The organism is Flavobacterium sp. GW821-FHT11G01 (genome assembly GCF_058808175.1).
Window position 1 is genome coordinate 41,523 of sequence record NZ_JBXARK010000012.1, and the last position, 19,341, is coordinate 60,863.

Annotated in this window: 17 protein-coding genes; 11 read left to right on the plus strand and 6 right to left on the minus strand. The window is 32.1% G+C overall.

Annotated features, from left to right (window positions below; genetic code table 11):
• Positions 1-481: 481 nt before the first annotated feature.
• Genes AC1RRN_RS18865 through rnr form a run of 3 tightly spaced genes read right to left on the minus strand, consistent with a single transcriptional unit; the run spans position 482 to position 4,045 of the window.
• Positions 482-1,159, minus strand: coding sequence for a LysE family translocator (locus AC1RRN_RS18865; RefSeq protein WP_492968788.1), 678 nt, complete (start codon positions 1,157-1,159; stop codon positions 482-484).
• 13 nt (positions 1,160-1,172) lie between these two features.
• Complete coding sequence (locus AC1RRN_RS18870; RefSeq protein WP_492968789.1) at positions 1,173-1,841, minus strand: head GIN domain-containing protein; 669 nt, start codon at positions 1,839-1,841, stop codon at positions 1,173-1,175.
• Between the two features lie 23 nt (positions 1,842-1,864).
• Positions 1,865-4,045: a ribonuclease R gene (rnr, locus tag AC1RRN_RS18875; RefSeq protein ID WP_492968790.1), complete on the minus strand. Its 2,181-nt coding sequence runs from the start codon at positions 4,043-4,045 to the stop codon at positions 1,865-1,867.
• A gap of 107 nt (positions 4,046-4,152) precedes the next feature.
• On the opposite strand from rnr, the gene AC1RRN_RS18880 reads away from it, so the two are divergent.
• Both AC1RRN_RS18880 and rpiB read left to right on the plus strand, forming a co-directional pair.
• Positions 4,153-4,386 carry a DUF2007 domain-containing protein gene (locus tag AC1RRN_RS18880; protein ID WP_192186543.1) on the plus strand — a complete coding sequence of 78 codons (234 nt, stop codon included), beginning with the start codon at positions 4,153-4,155 and terminating at the stop codon, positions 4,384-4,386.
• Between the two features lie 788 nt (positions 4,387-5,174).
• On the plus strand, positions 5,175-5,603 hold the full coding sequence (gene rpiB, locus AC1RRN_RS18885; RefSeq protein ID WP_492968791.1) for a ribose 5-phosphate isomerase B: 429 nt from the start codon (positions 5,175-5,177) through the stop codon (positions 5,601-5,603).
• A gap of 145 nt (positions 5,604-5,748) precedes the next feature.
• On the opposite strand, the gene AC1RRN_RS18890 is transcribed toward rpiB, so the two are convergent.
• Complete coding sequence (locus AC1RRN_RS18890; protein ID WP_492968792.1) at positions 5,749-6,024, minus strand: DUF1294 domain-containing protein; 276 nt, start codon at positions 6,022-6,024, stop codon at positions 5,749-5,751.
• 109 nt (positions 6,025-6,133) lie between these two features.
• Here AC1RRN_RS18890 and AC1RRN_RS18895 point away from each other — a divergent pair, with 109 nt between their 5' ends.
• A complete protein-coding gene (locus tag AC1RRN_RS18895; protein ID WP_492968793.1) occupies positions 6,134-8,257 on the plus strand; it encodes a Tex family protein in 2,124 nt (707 codons plus the stop codon).
• Between the two features lie 85 nt (positions 8,258-8,342).
• On the opposite strand, the gene AC1RRN_RS18900 is transcribed toward AC1RRN_RS18895, so the two are convergent.
• Positions 8,343-8,522, minus strand: a complete 180-nt coding sequence (locus AC1RRN_RS18900) for a Sec-independent protein translocase subunit TatA/TatB (protein ID WP_026982407.1) — start codon at positions 8,520-8,522, stop codon at positions 8,343-8,345.
• A gap of 212 nt (positions 8,523-8,734) precedes the next feature.
• On the opposite strand from AC1RRN_RS18900, the gene AC1RRN_RS18905 reads away from it, so the two are divergent.
• From AC1RRN_RS18905 to AC1RRN_RS18940, 8 genes are all read left to right on the plus strand, one after another.
• Complete coding sequence (locus AC1RRN_RS18905; protein ID WP_492968794.1) at positions 8,735-9,235, plus strand: peptidase; 501 nt, start codon at positions 8,735-8,737, stop codon at positions 9,233-9,235.
• Between the two features lie 11 nt (positions 9,236-9,246).
• Complete coding sequence (locus AC1RRN_RS18910; RefSeq protein ID WP_492968795.1) at positions 9,247-10,731, plus strand: GH3 auxin-responsive promoter family protein; 1,485 nt, start codon at positions 9,247-9,249, stop codon at positions 10,729-10,731.
• A 40-nt stretch (positions 10,732-10,771) separates the two neighbouring features.
• On the plus strand, positions 10,772-12,451 hold the full coding sequence (locus AC1RRN_RS18915; RefSeq protein WP_492968796.1) for a DUF6909 family protein: 1,680 nt from the start codon (positions 10,772-10,774) through the stop codon (positions 12,449-12,451).
• Positions 12,452-12,457: 6 nt separating this feature from the next.
• On the plus strand, positions 12,458-13,447 hold the full coding sequence (locus AC1RRN_RS18920; RefSeq protein WP_492968797.1) for a hypothetical protein: 990 nt from the start codon (positions 12,458-12,460) through the stop codon (positions 13,445-13,447).
• A gap of 5 nt (positions 13,448-13,452) precedes the next feature.
• The gene (locus tag AC1RRN_RS18925) at positions 13,453-14,757 is read left to right on the plus strand and encodes an oligosaccharide flippase family protein (protein ID WP_492968798.1); all 1,305 of its coding nucleotides are present in this window, start codon (positions 13,453-13,455) and stop codon (positions 14,755-14,757) included.
• An 11-nt stretch (positions 14,758-14,768) separates the two neighbouring features.
• Positions 14,769-15,788 (plus strand): glycosyltransferase family 2 protein, encoded by a 1,020-nt coding sequence (locus AC1RRN_RS18930; protein ID WP_492968799.1) that lies wholly within the window; start codon positions 14,769-14,771, stop codon positions 15,786-15,788.
• 15 nt (positions 15,789-15,803) lie between these two features.
• Complete coding sequence (locus tag AC1RRN_RS18935) at positions 15,804-16,868, plus strand: hypothetical protein (RefSeq protein WP_492968800.1); 1,065 nt, start codon at positions 15,804-15,806, stop codon at positions 16,866-16,868.
• A gap of 73 nt (positions 16,869-16,941) precedes the next feature.
• Entirely contained in the window at positions 16,942-18,144 is a 1,203-nt protein-coding gene (locus tag AC1RRN_RS18940; protein ID WP_492968801.1) for an O-antigen ligase family protein, read from the plus strand.
• Here the strand turns inward: AC1RRN_RS18940 and AC1RRN_RS18945 are convergent.
• Entirely contained in the window at positions 18,113-19,189 is a 1,077-nt protein-coding gene (locus AC1RRN_RS18945) for a glycosyltransferase (protein ID WP_492968802.1), read from the minus strand. The two genes, AC1RRN_RS18940 and AC1RRN_RS18945, sit on opposite strands and share 32 nt — an antisense overlap.
• Positions 19,190-19,341: the final 152 nt, after the last annotated feature.

Sequence of the window (19,341 nt, forward strand, 5' to 3'; positions counted from 1 at the left end):
TAATTTTTAGAAAAAATTAGATAAAGATTTAGTTTCGAATCCGCACGATGCCTCTAAAACCTTCAAGGAAACTTGGAGCTTTTTTTATGTTTAATTTTTAGAAAAAATTAGATAAAGATTTAGTTTCGAATCCGCACGATGCCTCTAAAACCTTCAAGGAAACTTGGAGCTTTTTTTATGTTTAATTTTTAGAAAAATTAATTAAATATTGGTTCGAATTCGAACTATAACTCAAAAACTTCTAAAGCTATTTGAAGTACTTTATCTTTAATTTTTTCCACAATCTTGTCATTTCGAGGAACGAGAAATCGCACTAGAAACTCCATATAGGATGTCACCAATCTTTGTCGAATCCCGCGTGTGATTTCTCGTTCCTCGAAATGACAAACTACACGTAAAAACTTTGAAAAATTTCTATATAACATAAAAAAAACCTCTGAAAATTCAGAGGCTTAAATTTATATTTTTCAGTTATTAACAACTACTTCTCAATCTTCTCAAAAGCATTTTTAACCATTTCTTTTTCTTTTGGAAACCATCCCTGAATCATTAAAGCAAATCCGAAAACCATTAAAACAATACTAATAACTTTCTTTATTTTAAGGATATTATTGGGAGTCATTTTAGATTTTAATTGTTTGGCTAATAATATTTTAATACAATCAACCAATAAATAAGTAACAATAACCGCGGTAAAAAAAGTAATCATTCTGGAGTTTTGCATCTCTAATTTTGGTCCGACAGAAATGATAACCGCAAGCCAAAAACCTAATACTCCAATGTTGATAACATTCAGTAAAAAGCCTTTTATAAACAAGCTTCCGTAGTTTCTTTTGATGATATCACGATCAATTTCTTCGTCATCAATTTTTTCTTCATTTTTTAATCTTACGAAAGAAATTATGCCGTAAGCGAGCATAATGATTCCGCCAAAAATAAAGAGTGCCGGTTTATCTTTTAAACTCTGAATTAATCTGTAACTTCCTAAATACGCAATAGCTATAAAAAAAATATCACCTAATACTACACCAAAATCAAAGACTATTGCAGCTCTGAATCCTTTTGTAATACTGGTTTCAAGTAATATAAAAAATACTGGACCTACCATAAAACTTAAAAAAAGTCCCCATGGCAGTCCAGCCAAAATATCATTTATCATTCAAATAGAATTATTATTTCACTTCTTCGATTTTACCTCCAAAAACCGTTTTTTGATTTATTTGTTTAGGTTTTCCGTAAATGTAAATAGAGCCTCCTGCGCTCACTTTTGCATCAACAAGCGTAGTAGCATTCACATCTGCTTTTCCTCCCGCAGAAACGCTTACTGTAGTTTGAGAGGTAACTAATTTACTAGCTAATAAAAAACCACCAGCTCCTAAGCTAGCATCCTGATTGGAAGCTTTACCAGTCAAGGTGATTTCACCTCCGGAAACAGAACTTACTTTTAGTTTATCAACATCCAAATCTACATTAATTTTACCACCTTCCTGAGCACTTACTTTGAATGAAGTAGCTTTTATAGCTTCTTTAGTAGAAACCATTGCACCTTCATTAACATCAATAAGTTCTATGTGTTTGTAATACAAAGTAATATCTAAATCATCTCCAGATAAAAGTTTAGGAAAAGGCATTCTTAATTTCAATATTCCTTTCTTGTTAACAACTTCAACTTCTGATTCACGAGCTCCTTTTATAACAACTTTATTATCTGAAGACGGAACTAATTTTACATGAAGCTTGTCAAAAACTTTTACTGTATCAAAATCTCCTACTTCTTTTGTAACCTGTGCAAATGTCATTTGAACAAACAAAATTGCAGCACCAATTAATAACTTTTTCATATCTCTCTTTTTTTAATTTAACACTATTCTGCTCTTCTTAAAAAATGAAAATCCAGTTGTTTCTTCACTAAATCGGCATTTTTTACTTTAACATAAATTTCGTCTCCTAATTGCAATATGCTGTTTGAAGTGGCTCCAACCAATGCATATTGTTTTTCATCGAAAGTATAATAATCATCTTTTATTTCTCTGATTCTCACCATTCCTTCACATTTATTCGAAACAATTTCAACATAAATTCCCCATTCTGTAACTCCTGAAATAACGCCCAAAAATTCTTCGTCCTGGTGATCCTGCATGTATTTAACCTGCATGTATTTGATACTATCTCGTTCAGCATTGGTTGCTAAACTTTCCATATTAGAACAATGTAAACACTTCGTTTCGTAAATTTCTTCGTTTACAGAAGCGCCTCCATCTAAATAATATTGCAACAAACGATGTACCATAACGTCAGGATAACGACGAATTGGCGAAGTAAAATGACTGTAATAATCAAAAGCTAAACCGTAATGACCAATATTTTCTGTAGAATATTTGGCTTTACTCATACTTCTAATAGCAAGAGTATCAATTAAGTTTTGCTCTTTTTTACCATTCACTTCTTCCATCAAAGCGTTCAATGATTTTGAAATATCGCCTTTGTTTCTGAAATCAATTTTATAACCAAATTTAGCAATTACGGTTTGCATCGCAATTAATTTGTCTTCATTTGGTTCATCGTGAATCCTGTAAACAAAGGTTTTCTTTTGTTTCCCAATGTATTCTGCCACTTTTCTATTGGCCAAAAGCATGAATTCTTCAATCAGATGATTGGCATCTTTTGAAACTTTAAAATACACTCCTTCCGGTTCTCCTTCAGCATCTAAGTTGAATTTTACTTCGACTTTATCAAAAGAAATAGCACCATTGGCCATTCTTTTCTTTCTCAAAATCTTAGCTAATTCATCTAATTTTAAAGTTGCTTCCACAATTTCATCTGAAACTACATAAGATTCTCCGGTAATTGAAATATCAAGCGGAATTGTATTGTCTTTTGTTTCAATGATATATTGTGCTTCTTCATAAGCAAAACGCTGATCGGAATAAATTACTGTTCTTCCAAACCATTGGTTAATAACTTGCGATGTTGGAGAAACTTCAAAAACAGCAGAGAACGTATATTTTTCTTCATTCGGACGTAAAGAACAGGCAAAATTAGATAAAACTTCCGGAAGCATTGGCACTACTCTGTCAACCAAATAAACCGAAGTTGCTCTTTGATATGCTTCGTCATCCAGGATTGTTCCTTCTTCAAGATAATACGAAACATCGGCAATATGAATTCCAATTTCGTAATTTCCATTTTCTAACTTTTTGAAAGACAAGGCATCATCAAAATCTTTTGCATCTTTTGGATCTATCGTAAACGTAAGTGTATCACGCAGATCACGACGTTTTGCAATTTCAGCTTCCTGAATCGAAGTATCTATTTTTTGTGCATATACCTCTACTTCTACTGGAAAATCTGCTGGTAAACCATATTCAGCTAAAATGGCATGAATCTCAGTATTGTGTTCTCCTGGTTTTCCTAAAACTTTAATTACAGATCCAAACGGACTATCAGCTCTTTTAGGCCAATCTTCTATCGTAACCAATACAACATCACCGTTTTCTGCTTCTCCAATTTTATCTTTCGGAATAAAAATATCCGTATACATTTTCGGATTTGCTGTCGACACAAAAGCAAAATTGGCCTGAATATCAATTACTCCAACAAACTCTGTTTTATTTCTTTCTATAACTTCAATTACTTCACCTTCAGGTCTTTTACCTTTTCTTCTGTTATAAACGTAAACTTTTACTTTGTCTTTATCTAAAGCACGATTCAAATTGTTGGTCGGAATAAAAACATCTTCACTAAAATCCGGACAAATAAAATACGCCGTTTTTCTGCTCGTCATATCAATTGTTCCTTCGTAATAATCCTGACTTTCAGCTTTTACTAAATATTTACCAGGTTCTGTTTCTATAATTTTCTTTGAAGAAGCCAAAATTTTTAAATCTTTTATAATCTGATTTCTGCTTTTTGTATCGTCAAGTTCAAGTTTTGCTCCTATCTGTTTGTAATTAAATGCTTTATTAGGGCTTTGCGATAAAATTTTTATTATCTTACTAGAGAAATCTTTCTCATTTTTTATCGGCTTTCTAATTTTCTTACTCATATATCTTTTCTTAAAAGTTTAAAATTACAAATAAGATATCAGATTATAGATTTTAACAAATAAATTATTAAAAAAATAACTTTCGTATCTTTACGAAAAGACCTTATATGGAAAGCTTTAAAACTATCGCCATATTCAATTATCAGCACGAAACGGTTGTTCTAAAACACTTATTAGAACGAGAGGAAATTCCATATTATTTTGAAAACGAAATAACACTTTCAGTCGTCCCAATGTATTCGGCAGCTTTGGGTGGAATCAAATTGAAAGTTCATCCAAACGATTTCGAAGAAGTTCAGCAAATTCTGGACAATCTCAATAGTCCACTCAAAATCGTTTGAACCTTTCTATTTTTTCAATTTCAATTTTTTTTTCTTTTTAAACTTTCAAAGTTGTCAACATATATTAAATACAACAAAAAGAAAAATTTAATTTAAATTAATTTATGGTTGTTATTATAGCTTGTTAATATGTCGAATAAATTTATTTTTAAATGTATTGAAATGAAGTTTCTATTAGTTATTGGGAGTTATCAACATACTTATATTTAGTTAAAAGATTAATTTTTAAGCCTTTTTGTATTTTAATTAACAACGGTTGACAACCAAAAATGAATTCATTTTGTAGATAAGTTCATATGTTGATATTTGTTGAAAATGGACATTTTGGTATTGATAACTTTTCTAAAAATTCCTGAAACTTTATTAGGATTTTTGATTCCGGTTTTGGATTAGGTTTTTTTATGACACAACCAAAAAAAACTTCTAATTTTCTATCTGAACTTATTAACAAATAATGTTAATTTAAAGTTAACTGAATATCAACGAATTAGCTTTTGGTATTAACATTCTAAAATTTTAACAAAAATGTAAAAGATTCTTAATTGATAATCAGATTCTTATAGAGATATTAAAATTGTTGATAACTGATAATTGTTTGATTGTATTGTAGTTATGAATTTTTCTTTTTTTGCGATTAATGACGCGAATGTACAGGAATTATTATTGTATTAATTGGAATGAAGTTTAAAAGTAACGAAGAAAAAGAAATTAGTGAAAATTGGTAAAATTCGTGGCAAACATTTATTAAATGAGTAAATTTGTGCTACACAACTTAATAGTATAGAAAAATGAAAATTTCGATAGGAAACGACCACGCAGGACCAGAATATAAAAAAGCAATTGTGGAAATGCTTAAAGCAAAAGGATATGAAGTAACGAATTATGGAACAGATACAGATGCGTCTGTTGATTATCCGGATTTTGGACATCCTGTTGCAAATGATGTATCTGAAGGAAAAGCTGATTTTGGAATTGTTATCTGCGGAAGCGGAAACGGAATTGCAATGACGGTTAACAAACACCCGAAAGTGAGAGCTGGTTTATGCTGGACTAAAGAAATTGCGTATTTAACACGTTTACATAATGATGCTAATATTGTGAGTATTCCGGCACGTTTTACTTCGATTCATCAGGCAGTTGAAATTGTTGAAACGTTTTTAACTACAGCATTTGAAGGTGGAAGACACCAAAACAGAGTGAATAAAATTGCTTGCTAGTAAAAAGTCAAAAAAAATCGGGTGCTTCGCACCAATAAAAATAAACACACCGGGCGGATTTTTAAAATTCATCCGGTTTTTTATTTAATTATCTTAAAATCAGTTTATTAAAAACGTATTTTAGAGTTATTAACATTGTTAATATCTATATTTTGTTACTTAATTTGAGATAAATTAAAACGAACTGAATTAAAAAAATCAAGCAAAATTTGACAATAAATGAAGTTTTACTCGTTTTATGTCTAAAGAAAAGCATTGCTGTTAATAAACCTATTGTTCCGCCGATGGCTTCGAAGAAAAATAAAGTGTTTTCGGGGATTCTTCGTTTGTTTTTTCTGGCTTGATATTTATCATATCCGGCAAGAGTAAAAACGATGATGTTTATAAATAAAAAATAGAGTAAAAAAATTTCCATTGGCATAATATTAAAAACAAAGATATTATTTTAGCCAAATGATTTAAAGAATTTGTTTTAAATTTTAACAAGTAAATTATATCATTATATAGTAAGAATTTATTTCATTAAAAGTATGACTAATATTCAATTCATTGCCAAGTCTGTACAGACAGCCCCGATTAACATTCAAAACACGGTAAAATTATTAGAGGAAGATTGTACGATTCCGTTTATCTCTCGTTACCGAAAAGATACAACCGGAAACCTGGATGAAGTTGTAATTGAACAAATTGCAAAACTTCAAAAAGAGTATGAAACGATTGTAAAACGTAAAGAAGCGGTTCTAAAATCGATTGAAGAGCAAAAAGCACTTACACCAGAATTGAAGCAAAAAATTGAGCAAAGTTTTGACTTGCAGGAAATTGAAGATTTTTACCTTCCATACAAAAAGAAGAAAAAAACAAAGGCAGATGTGGCGCGCGAATTTGGTTTAGAACCATTGGCGAAAATTATCATCTCGGAAAGCAATGTTGATGTTGATTTTATTTCTACACAATATATTAATGAAAATGTTATAAATGAAGAAGCTGCCATGCAGGGTGCGAGAGATATTGTGGCCGAATGGATAAATGAGAATATTTATGTTCGTAAACAGCTTCGTAGATTATATCAGCGAAAAGCAACCATAGGAACCAAAGTTGTAAAAAAGAAAGCGGAAGAAGAAGGAGCACAAAAATTCAGTCAATATTTTGATTGGGAAGAAAATTTGACAAAAGCACCTTCGCACCGTTTATTAGCGATGCTTCGTGCAGAAAACGAAGGTTTTGTTAAGATGAAAATTGATGTTGATCTTGATGAAGCTTACGATGTTATTGATGAAATTATCATTAAAAAACAAAACAGCACAACCGCACATTTACAATTGGCGATTGAAGACAGTTATAAACGTTTATTGAATCCGGCGATTGGAAACGAAACTTTACAAGAAGCAAAAGCTAAAGCCGATGCTAATTCAATTCAGGTTTTTGCTAACAATTTGGGACAACTTTTATTAGCCCCACCTTTGGGTGAAAAACGTATTTTGGCGATCGATCCAGGATTTAGAAGTGGTTGTAAAGTAGTTTGTCTGGATGAAAAAGGTGATTTATTATATAACGAAACAATATATCCGCACGCGCCTCAAAATGAAGAAGCAATGGCAATCAAGAAAATCCGTTCGATGGTAAATGCATATCAAATTGATGCAATTTCTATTGGAAACGGAACGGCTTCAAGAGAAACCGAATTCTTCATCAAAAAAATCGCGTTTGATAAACCGTTGCAGGTTTTTATAGTTTCAGAGGCTGGAGCTTCTGTTTATTCGGCATCAAAAATTGCGCGTGAAGAATTTCCTAATTATGATGTTACGGTTCGTGGTTCGGTTTCTATCGGGCGACGACTTTCAGATCCTTTGGCCGAATTGGTGAAAATCGACCCAAAAGCTATTGGAGTTGGACAATATCAGCACGATGTTGACCAAACAAAATTAAAAGAAGAATTAGATAATACGGTAATTCGCTGCGTAAACTCGGTGGGAATTAATATCAACACGGCAAGTAAACATTTACTAAGTTATGTGAGTGGAATAGGAGAGAAGCTGGCAGAAAACATCGTTCAGTATCGCTCGGAAAATGGTCCGTTTGAAGACAGAAAACAGCTAAAAAAAGTGCCTCGATTGGGCGATAAAGCGTATCAGCAAGGCGCGGCTTTTATCAGAATTTCGAATGCTAAAAATCCTTTGGACAATTCGGCGGTGCATCCGGAAGCGTATCCGGTTGTGGAGAAAATGGCAAAAGATTTAAAACTTTCGGTAAACGACTTAATTGCAAACAAAGAGAAAACAGCCTTAATTAAGGCCGAAAACTATATTACCCCTGAAATTGGTTTACTTACGCTAAAAGACATCATTAAAGAGCTTGAAAAGCCTGGATTAGACCCAAGAAAGTCTGCGAAGGTTTTTGAATTTGATGCAAATGTAAAATCAATCAAAGATTTGAGAACCGGAATGATTTTACCAGGAATTGTAAATAACATTACCAACTTTGGCTGTTTTGTTGATATCGGAATCAAAGAAAGTGGATTGGTTCATATTTCACAATTGAAAGCTGGTTTTGTGAGTGATGTAAATGAAGTTGTAAAATTACACCAACACGTTGATGTTAAAGTGACTGAAGTTGATGAAGATAGGAAGAGAATTCAGTTGACGATGGTACTTTAAAAAATTCTAATTGAAAATAGTAAACAAAAAAATCCCAAGCTACAATTGTAACTTGGGATTTTTAAATTTTTAAAAGTTGTAATTATTATTTTACTTCTTCCTCTTCTTTTTTGGCAGCAGCAGGCTGGTCGTCTTTGGCAGCGTTTTTAAATTCCTTAATTCCACTTCCTAAACCTTTCATTAATTCTGGAATTTTTTTACCTCCAAAAAGTAAAATCACAATACCTACTATTACAAGGATTTCTGTAAGACCTAATCTTCCCATGATTGTATATTTAATGCCGAAGCAAATTGTTTTCTAAATTGTACCGCAAAGGTATATAGAAATATACGAACAAAAAGTGTTTTTGGATTAAAATATTTAGCTTTAGCAACGTTAAATATTTTATAAAATCGTAAATTAAGCGGATTCGTTCAAATTTGGCGCGCATCAACAAGACTATTAAATTATTATATTTGCTCGTGTAAAGAACCAAAATGGCTAAGAAGAAACGTAATTTAAGAAAAAAATTATTCATCAAAAACCGACTGGTAATTTTGAATGAAGACACTTTTGAAGAAATTTTTTCGCTCAAACTTACCCTGATGAATGTTTTTGTAGTTTTCTCTTTAGGCGGTATTTTTTTAATTTTAATTACCACTTTTATCATTGCTTTTACACCATTGCGCGAATTTATTCCGGGTTATTCTTCATCTGAATTAAAGAAAAACGCAACAAAATTAGCTATAAAATCAGATTCATTAGAAACAGCTTTAAGAAAAAATGAAGCTTATATTCATGGAATCCAAAAAGTTTTAAGAGGAGAATTAGACTATGCAAAATTCAATAAAGATTCAATACTGGCAGAAGTTGATGAACCTTCAGAAGTAAATATGAAAGCTACTGAAGAAGAAATGAAACTGAGAGAAGATGTTGCTAAAATAGAGAAGGAGTCGGGCGAAAAAAAGAATAGTAAAAACAAAAGTGACAAGAAATAATACTATAAAAAATGTCTATTAAATCTGTAGCGGCAAAATTGTTTGCCACCAAAATATACTATCAAACACTGGCTTGGGCCAATAAACCAGTAGAAACACAACAAGCTGTTTTTAAGAGTTTAATAAACAATGCAACAGAAACGGAGTTTGGAGTTGATCATCATTTTGATAAAATAAAAACGGTTCATGATTTTAAAAAACGTGTTCCGATTCGCGACTATGAAGATTTAAAGTCTTATATCGACAAGGTTCGAATGGGCGAAAAAAATATTCTATGGAAAGGGAAACCGCTTTATTTTGCCAAAACATCAGGAACAACTTCGGGAGCAAAATATATTCCGTTGACAAAAGAATCAATGCCGTTTCATATTGAAGCTTCGCGAAATGCAATTCTGCATTATATATATGAAACTGGAAATGCTGATTTTGTAGATGGAAAAATGATTTTCCTGCAGGGAAGTCCAATTTTAGTTGAAAAATACGGAATCAAATTTGGAAGACTTTCCGGAATTGGAGCGCATTTTGTTCCAAAATATCTCCAAAAAAACAGAATGCCTTCCTGGGAAACCAATTGTATAGAAGATTGGGAAACCAAAATCGATGCAATTGTTGAGGAAACCATCGAGCAGAATATGACTATTATTTCTGGAATTCCTTCTTGGGTTCAAATGTATTTTGAGCGTTTGCAGGAGAAAAGTGGCGGTAAAAAAATCAGTGAATTATTCAAGAATTTTAATTTGTTTATTTATGGGGGTGTTAATTACGAACCATATCGCGCCAAGTTCGAGAATATGATTGGTCGGAAAGTCGACAGTATTGAATTGTTTCCGGCCTCTGAAGGATTTTTTGCTTATCAGGATTCTCAAAAAACAAAAGGAATGTTATTATTATTGAATTCAGGAATTTTCTATGAATTCATTAAAGCCGATGAATTTTTTGAACCAAATGCAAAAAGCTACACAATTGGAGAAGTTGAGGTTGGAGTAAATTATGCCTTGATTATATCTACCAATGCCGGACTTTGGCGTTATAATATTGGCGATACCGTACAGTTTACTTCTTTAGCGCCGTATCGCGTTATAGTTTCAGGGCGTATCAAACATTATATTTCTGCATTTGGCGAACACGTTATTGCCAATGAAGTTGAAAATGCAATGAAAGAAGCTACAACGGGAACTAAAATCGTTATCAACGAATTTACAGTTGCACCACAAATTACGCCGTCAAGCGGATTACCGTATCACGAATGGTTTGTAGAATTTGAAAATGAACCAGAAAATATGGAGGCTTTCGCCGAAGCAATAGACGATTCAATGCGAAAACAAAACATTTATTACGACGACTTAATTACAGGAAATGTTTTAAGAAAAGTAGTAGTAACCAAAGTTTCTAAAAACGGTTTTCAGGAATACATGAAATCGCAGGGGAAATTAGGCGGGCAGAATAAAACACCGAGATTGTCAAATGATAGAAAGATTGCGGATAATTTGAAATAAAGCAAAATAACTTATATTTATAAGTTCGAAAATAAAACACATGAAAGAAACCAAACATATATCAAGATCAAGAGCGCAGGAATCATCTGCGGCTATTGAAAAAATGTACATTACAATGCGCCATTTATTCAACCGTGGTTTTTATAAACCAATGGGAGTTTCCGGTGATAGTTTACGCGAATCATTATTGGCATTACGCCCGGAAATTTACGGAAATATAGGCGAAGAAAAAGTAGAACTAAACGGACTTCTGTACGTTATAGAACGTCTTCCAATAGGAATTGAACAATGCCGTTTTATCAATTTAACTTCTGATGAAGGTTATTCTAAATCACATTTTCAAGCGATTGTTCCTCCAAAAAGAAGAAGAAATTGTTACAGAATCGACGAAGAACAAATGAATGTTGAAATCACACGCGGTCGTTCTGACATTTATGATATTTTGACTCATTTGACCTTCATTTTCATCGAATCACATAAAATTAAGAGCAGAGTTTTATTAGATGACGGAGGCGAGGTTTCGCGCGATTGGCTGAAATTAGAACAAGCTGTAACGCAGACTAAAAAATTAGCTTTAATAGAAAAAGAAAAAGCAATTTCGCATGTTGCTAATATTTTAGGAAGAACATTTGAAGAAGTGTTAGATATATACGACGCTTTCGGATCTGAAAATGCTCCGGATCGTTTCTTGCACGTTATTTATTGGTTAGGAAAATTAGCGATCGAAGAAGTAATCGAAAACAATAAACGTACGATAACTTTTAGTCCAGTTTTAAGAGAACGATTAGGACATCATATTCACGGTGAAATTTGGGCAACCAACATCAAGGAAGTTTTAAAGGCAAATAATCTTTTAAAGCGTCCAATTCATGTGATAAGCGCGAATATGCATAGTGTAATGAATTCTATTTTTGCAACGCCGTTGTTGAAAACGAAATTCAAAGACAAATCAGATTTCTTTATTTATGAAGAATTAAGTAAATCCGGAGCAAAAGAAGTAAGAGCGCAGGTTGAAGAACTGGCTTCGAAAAACGGAATGATTTCGTTACCGGATACATCAGGAACCAATATCGATGTTCAGATTTTTGACACAGCCAAAATTGACTGGGCAAAAACCGCATTCCCAAAAGCTATAATTGATGAAACCGCACCGGTTATTATTGTCATGGATTATGCATTTGGTGAGCAGGCTTACGAAACAATTGACGAACTTTTAAAACCTTATAAAAAGGAAACTTTATTAAATGTTCAATCGGTTTCAATAATGGGAAAAGCCGGAATTCTGGAAGGCGGAAAAGGCGATATTATGATTCCGACAGCACATATAAATGAAGGAACGGCGGATAATTATTTCTTCGAAAATGAATTAACAGGCGCTATGTTTCAAGGAAATGACATTGCTGTTTTTGAAGGAGCAATGGTTACTGTTTTAGGAACATCATTGCAAAACAGAGATTTGTTGAAATTTTTCCACGAATCAACCTGGGGTGTAATTGGCCTTGAAATGGAAGGTTCTTATTACCAAAAAGCCATTCAGTCGGCATCGAAAATTAGAAAAAGTGTACCACACGATATTAAGGTTCGTTATGCATATTATGCCTCAGATAATCCTTTGGAAACCGGAAGCACATTGGCTTCAGGCGGATTAGGAACGACAGGTGTGAAACCAACCTATTTGATTACCATTAAAATTTTGGAACAAATTTTCAACGTAAAATAAAAATTAATGAGTACAAAAGTACCCCAAAATTCAGATCAGGAAATTGATATTTTTCAGCTTTCACGAAGCATTGGTGGCTTTTTTGATCGTGTAAGCAGGTCTATTTTTAGAGCGATTCAGTTTTTTATTCGAAACTGGATTGCTGTGCTAGTTTTGGTTGTACTTGGTGCTGCGCTAGGATTTTATTTAGATTCTAATAAAAAATCGTACAATAATCAGATTGTCGTATCACCAAATTTTGAAAGTGTTGATTATTTATACGCGAAAGTTGATTTAATACAGTCTAAAATTGCAGCCGGTGATGTGGATTTTCTGAAAAACACTGTTGGAATAGCAAATCCACAAACAATCAGAAAAATTGAAATCAAACCAATTGCAGACGTTTATAAATTTATTGAAGACAAAGAACAAAACTTTGAACTTATAAAATTAATGGCTGAGGTTGGTGAAGTAAAAAAGGTTCTGGAAGATAATGTTACAAGCAAAAATTACACTTATCATACCATTTCATTTGTTTCAAGTGGAACAACAAACGAAAAGGAAGTTGTAGAACCGTTGTTGAAATATCTAAATAATTCGGCATATTTTAATTCAATTCAAAAAATCGGTTATAAAAATCTCCAACGCGAAATTGCTCAAAATGATACCATAATTGCTCAGATCGATCATGTTTTAGACGGACTTTCAAGTACTGCAAAAAACAGTTCTAGAAACGAAAAACTAGTTTATTATAGTGAGAATTTGCAATTAAACGACATCATAAAAACCAAACAAAAATTAGTTACAGAACAAGGAAAAAACAGATTCAGATTAATCAGTTTTGATAAAACGATCAAAGAGATTAATGCAACACTCAACATAAATGAAAGTAAAACGGTAAACGGCCATTTTAAAATCTGGTTACCGCTTTTCTTTATTTTTCTTTTTGTTCTGATTAGTATGTTTCGCAAATTTTACCGTAAACAGCTTGCTCTTTCAAAAGCAAGTCAATTTTAAACCCATTGAAAGCCAGTTCTATTTTTGAAAGATTTTCAAACAATAAATTTTTAAGGCAAAGCTTTAGCACTTTATCGTTACGTGTTTTTGGTGCATTGCTCTTATTTGGATTTACCGTTTTCCTTACCAAAACCTATAGTCCAAAATTAGTGGGTCAGTATGATTTTGTACGTTCCTTTCTTTTATCTATCGGAAGTATTTGTCTGCTTGGTTTTGATCAGTCGATAATTTATTTTAAGGGAAAATTAGCGAGCCAAAATGCGATTGAAGAATTAAAAAACATTTACGCCAAAATGGTTGCAATGCTTTTTTACACTTCATTGCTGACATTGCTGCTCATTGCAGTGATCAGCAAAGAAACGATCAATAATTATTTTTCAGATCCTGCCGTATATTCAATTTTTTTGAAAGGAGCCGCAGCATTGTTTTTTTCTGGTTTATCTATTTTAAATACTGAAGTTTTTCGGGCATTGGATAAATTGTATATAGCCGAATTGTTTCGAAATATTATTAAATATGTTCCGCTGATTATTGGTTCTGTTATTTTGTTTTATTGGCATAAAGAAGAATATCTGGTTGACGTTTTCCTCTTAGGATTTGTTTTTCTGGCGATCCTGAGTTCGATATTTGTTTTTGTTTATTTTCGAAAAAAAACTATTTCGATAACGGCAGAAAAAATTTCGCATAAAGAAATATTTTTAAAATCATATCCAATCGCTATCAGTGCAATGGCCTTGTTTTTATTAATGTGTTTTGATATTATGTTTTTGAAGAAATACAGAAACGATGAAACCGTTGCTTTTTATTCAGTAGGAGTTAAGATTATGACGATTATTTCGATTATAATCGTGAGTATAAATATTACGGTTTCGGCTAAAATAGCAGAATTTTTTGCCAGTCATAAAACAGCAGAATTAACCGAAGTGTCAAAAAATAGCGCCCGTTTAATCTTTGGAATAACGTTACCGGTCATTATACTGATCAGTTATTTTTCAAAATCTATTTTGTCAATTTTCGGTCATCAGTATGTTGTGGCGCAAGAGGCATTTTTAATTTTAATAATTGGTCAGGGTATTTGTTCGACATTTGGTACGGCTTCCGTTTATTTGAATATGACTGGAAGACAGCACATTTTCCAGGTTATTTTAATGATAGCAGTTATAATTAATTTCATTTTAAACCGATTTTTAATTCCGATTTACGGCATGACAGGCGCAGCAATTGCTTTTGTTTCAAGTTCTTTTTTCTGGAATTTTGTTTCGGCAGTTGTTATTTATCGAAAGGATAAAATAAAAGTGTTTTTGCATTAAAAAGCTATGCCATGAACATCGAGAAAGAAACTTTGCTTTTTAGCATTATTGTTCCGATTTACAATGTTGAGGATTATTTGCCGCAATGTCTGGACAGTATTTTGTGTCAAAGTTTTTCTGATTTTGAACTTATTTTAGTCAATGACGGATCAACAGATTCTTCGCTGGAAATCTGTCAGCAATACAAACAAAAAGTTCCTCAGATAATCCTGATTGATAAAGAAAATGGAGGTTTGTCTGATGCCAGAAATACAGGATTACAAACAGCAAAAGGCGATTATATTATTTTTACCGACAGTGATGATTATTGGCAGGGAAAACAGGTTCTGGAAGATTTGAGTAATTTAATTTCCAAAACAAATCCAGATATAATCATACACGAAGAAAGTCGGTTTTTTGCAGAAAAAGATGTGGTCTGTAAATACAATCAGCGATTTATAAAAAATAAAAACGGAAAATTTGAAGACGAAATAGTAAAACTGGTTTACTACGATTTGTATGTGGCTTCTGCTTGGGATAAAGTGATTAAAAGAACAATTTTAATCGAAAATCAATTATTTTTTCCTGTCGGAAGAAAATCTGAAGATATAGAATGGTGCGGGAAATTGATGTTTTATATCACGACTTTTAGTATTTATTCGAAATCATTTTATGTGTACCGTCAGGCGAGACAGGGTTCAATTACAACGACAGTAAGTGCGAAACATATTGAAGATGTGTATGAAATGGTAAAAGAGGGTTTAAATGCACAAAAAGCCAAATCAGAAAAAGTAAACAAAGCAATAGAGAATTATTGGGCCTGCAATTATGTAGTAATTCTAAAGGATTTTTATGTTTTATCATCTGAAACACAAAAGAAGATTTGGAATGATTTAATTTCCTGGAAATATCTTCTTAAAAAAGGACGTAATATAAAAGTAGACAAAGTGATGAAATTCTATAAATTTTTGTCCTTTAAAACATTGATTTTCTTTTTGAATGGTTACAGATTAAAAAGAAGCTTGAATAAAAAACGCAGAGCGTCAAAATAAAGTACAAATAGAAATATGCAATTATTAATCAAAAAAAGTACGGCGGCATTTTTGCTTATTGCTTCAGCTAATTTAGTTGTGGCATTTTTGGCTTTTTTTGTTTTGCCTCCAAAATTTTTCTACGATACCGCTATAATTATCTATGATAAGTACAATGAAATAGGCTATTTTGGGAGTTATCCGCTTACTATTTTATTCTATAAAATTATAGGTTTTCGATATCTTCCTTTCCCAATAATTGCGCTGATTCAGTTTCCCATTTTAATGTATATTTTATATAAAATTGGAATTCCGGACAACTTTGAAAAAGTAAACATTAAAAACCTTTTAGTCTATCTGGGTATTTTTATGATTGCGATTTTCATCTCGATGCCGTCAAAAGAATTTATTACGTATTTGTTTATTGCACTAATTGTTTTTTTGTGTAGAAATAAGCGGTTTTCTTTTCAAAAAACCATTCTTATTCTCATTGTGCTATTAGTTGGTTTTGGAGCCTTATATCGTCCTTATTTTGCCTTAATTCCTATTGTTGGCGGCGGCATGTATTTAGTCAGTTTTATCAATTTCAAAAATAAAACACTAACAACAATTTTTTATGGCTTACTTATCGCTGTGTTTTTGTCTTTAAGCTACGGTGTTTTAAAAGGGAAATATTTTTCAGAAATCAGTAGAGAAGTTGTAAACAGTACCAGAATGGTTTCGGGAGATGCCAATTCTATTATTACATCGCCTGTAAAAACAGATACCTGGTATGGGGAAACGATTAGTGTTTTTTATGGTTTTTTTACGGTCAATCTTCCATTAAATGGTTTAAAACATATACTTTCACCTCAAATTATTGTTTTTGTAATTTGGCAGCTTTTGCTGTTTTATATCTTATTGGTTCGGTTTTCTAAATGTCTTAAAGAAAGAAAAAAATACAGTTTCGAACTTTTGATTATGTTTATTTTGTTTTCCTTTTTTATTCTCCAGGGCGTTTTTGAACCCGACTTAGGTTCGGCAATTCGGCATAAAATCGGCATTTTTCCATTAATTTATTTTGCATTGTATTATGAATATTTCCGACAAGAACTTCAATAAAATATTTCACTTTTTCTTGTGTCTGATTGCAGTGGCCATGATTTTCAGAAAACCCTGTTCTTTGTTCATAATTGTGTTTGCAGTATTTAATTTGCTTTTCATCAAAAAATTAAAATTCAGCAAAACAGCATTGCTTTTAATGGCTTGTATCGCTTCTCCAATTTTGTTGGAATTATTGCTTTTCTGGAACAATGATTCTTTTGCAAAAGGATTAAAAGCAATTGAAAAAAGTACATCCTTGTTGATTTTTCCGTTGTTTATAATTGGAAATTATAAGCGTGTAAATTTTTTAAAAATAGCAAAAACATATTCGATTGTTACAACGCTAATTATGCTGTTCTTCTTTCTTAGATTTCTAGTTGTTTATCCGCAATTGATGGATAAGTATTTGAATGGAATCGATTTATGGGAAATGGGTTATCAGTTTGCGGATAGCCTTCGTATTCACGCTCCGGCTTTAAACATGCACTTAGCTTTTGTGTCGGTTTGTGCATTGTATTTTGTTTTTAACAGCTTCAAAAATCATGAAAAAACAATATTTAAAATACTCTCATTGACTGTTTTTCTATTCTCTTTTTTCTTCGTTCTTTTTGTGAATACCAGAATGGCGCTAATAAATGCTTTATTCGGATTTTTGATTGTTTTCTTTTTTGAAATCAGATCTAAATTCAACACCAAAAAAATCATTTTGACAGCTATAACGGTTCTTGTTTTATTAGGAGGAATTACATTTTTCTTTGTTCAGAAGAATCCTTACATGAAAGAGAAATATTCTAAGGTAACTTTTGCTTATATGGATAAAGTGGGAAAACTAGACGAAATCGACCATCCTGAAATTAAGGTTTTTAATTCGCTTGTAACAAGAATATCTATCTGGAAATCGGCTTGGGAATTGTCTGTGCAACATCTTCCTTTTGGCGTTGGAGCTTCAGATGGAAAATCAGAATTAAACAAATATTATAAAACAACCAATCAGCAATTTTTGGCCAAATATGAATTTCCAACGCACAATCAGTTTTTAGATTTTCTATTGAAGTTTGGTGTCTTGGGGCCGTTGGTGGTTTTTCTTTATATTTTCGCAATTGGTTATTTGGGCTATGATCTGAAAAACGCAATCATACTTTCGTTTTTCCTGATCTTTTTCACCTCAAATCTAACTGATGATTTTTTACTTCGTTTTGACGGAATTGCCTTTAGCGGATTATGGTTTTCTATTTTTGGAAGTTATTGGCTGCAACAAAAAATCATTCTTGATAAAGTGCCAGTAATTGTTTAAAATTCTGATTTTTATCAAATAAATCATGACATCTTGCCAAAGCATTTTCTCCAAATTCTGATCTTGTTTCCGGATCTTTTAAAATTTCAAAAAAGTTTTCTAATTCAGATACATCTGTAAAAAGAAATCCCGTTTTGTTGTGCAGAACGGCATCTTTATTTCCAATAATATTGGTAGCAATAACTGGTTTTTGCAGTGCCATTGCTTCAAGCACAGCAATTGGCAATCCTTCCCAAAGGGAAATTTGCATATAAATATCGATATTATTTAGTTCTTTCAAAACGGTTTTTCGGTCTAAAATCCAGCCTGTAATTCTAATGTTTGGAGCTGTAATTAAAGGTCTTAATTCACCATCGCCAATCCAGACAAAATTAAAATCAGGAAATTTTAAAGCTATTTGATTAAATTGTTCAGGATTTCTGGCTGCAGTAATTCTGGCCATAATACCAATAGTAAGTTTTTCATTTTGATGAGGTGCAAAATGTTCCTGAACATTTGAAATATCAATACCATTTCGAACTAATCTGGCATTGCCAATTCCTTTCGCAATTTCAAGCTCTGTATCACCGCAAGCGACAATTGTTCCGCCAAAAAAACGCTGAAAACTTTTTTCAATTCCCCAATAAATATTTCTGACCGTGTTTGAAATGTCCGTTCTCAAAAATGAATAACCGTGCGGTGTATAAAAAAGTTTCTTCTTTTTGAATAAGAAAAAATAGGCAACCCTGCCCAAAACGCCAGCTTTTGAAGAGTGAAGATGAATAACATCCGGATTGATTTTTTTGAGTTCTTTGGCTAATTGATAAGCAGATTTTAAATCCTGGATAGGAGAAAACTCCCGAACCATATTAACCTGGATCAGTTTAACTCCATCTGAAAATTCAGATTTTATTTTTTGTGCATCAATTTCTTTTCGATTACCACTATAAATGATAGTAGTTTCTATGTTTTTGTTTATTTCATCATCTCCAAAAAAAGTCGATAAATCTCTAAAATAAGTATAAACGCCGCCACCTAGAGCCTCAATAATGTGTACAACTTTCAAAAGAATGGATTTTATTGTGGGTAAAAATAGAGAAATGAGTTTAATAATTTTCTGAAAATATAAAACTTCTTTTAACAGATGATTTAAGGGGTAATTTAAAAGGCCAGATATTTTATTACATTTGTGCATCTATCTTGGATTTTATACTAATA

Bases quoted from the DNA above. Each gene is read 5' to 3' on its own strand.
- AC1RRN_RS18865 (WP_492968788.1), bottom strand. From the start codon at position 1,159: ATGATAAATGATATTTTGGCTGGACTGCCATGGGGACTTTTTTTAAGT.
- AC1RRN_RS18870 (WP_492968789.1), bottom strand. From the start codon at position 1,841: ATGAAAAAGTTATTAATTGGTGCTGCAATTTTGTTTGTTCAAATGACA.
- rnr (WP_492968790.1), bottom strand. From the start codon at position 4,045: ATGAGTAAGAAAATTAGAAAGCCGATAAAAAATGAGAAAGATTTCTCT.
- AC1RRN_RS18880 (WP_192186543.1), top strand. From the start codon at position 4,153: ATGGAAAGCTTTAAAACTATCGCCATATTCAATTATCAGCACGAAACG.
- rpiB (WP_492968791.1), top strand. From the start codon at position 5,175: ATGAAAATTTCGATAGGAAACGACCACGCAGGACCAGAATATAAAAAA.
- AC1RRN_RS18890 (WP_492968792.1), bottom strand. From the start codon at position 6,024: ATGCCAATGGAAATTTTTTTACTCTATTTTTTATTTATAAACATCATC.
- AC1RRN_RS18895 (WP_492968793.1), top strand. From the start codon at position 6,134: ATGACTAATATTCAATTCATTGCCAAGTCTGTACAGACAGCCCCGATT.
- AC1RRN_RS18900 (WP_026982407.1), bottom strand. From the start codon at position 8,522: ATGGGAAGATTAGGTCTTACAGAAATCCTTGTAATAGTAGGTATTGTG.
- AC1RRN_RS18905 (WP_492968794.1), top strand. From the start codon at position 8,735: ATGGCTAAGAAGAAACGTAATTTAAGAAAAAAATTATTCATCAAAAAC.
- AC1RRN_RS18910 (WP_492968795.1), top strand. From the start codon at position 9,247: ATGTCTATTAAATCTGTAGCGGCAAAATTGTTTGCCACCAAAATATAC.
- AC1RRN_RS18915 (WP_492968796.1), top strand. From the start codon at position 10,772: ATGAAAGAAACCAAACATATATCAAGATCAAGAGCGCAGGAATCATCT.
- AC1RRN_RS18920 (WP_492968797.1), top strand. From the start codon at position 12,458: ATGAGTACAAAAGTACCCCAAAATTCAGATCAGGAAATTGATATTTTT.
- AC1RRN_RS18930 (WP_492968799.1), top strand. From the start codon at position 14,769: ATGAACATCGAGAAAGAAACTTTGCTTTTTAGCATTATTGTTCCGATT.
- AC1RRN_RS18935 (WP_492968800.1), top strand. From the start codon at position 15,804: ATGCAATTATTAATCAAAAAAAGTACGGCGGCATTTTTGCTTATTGCT.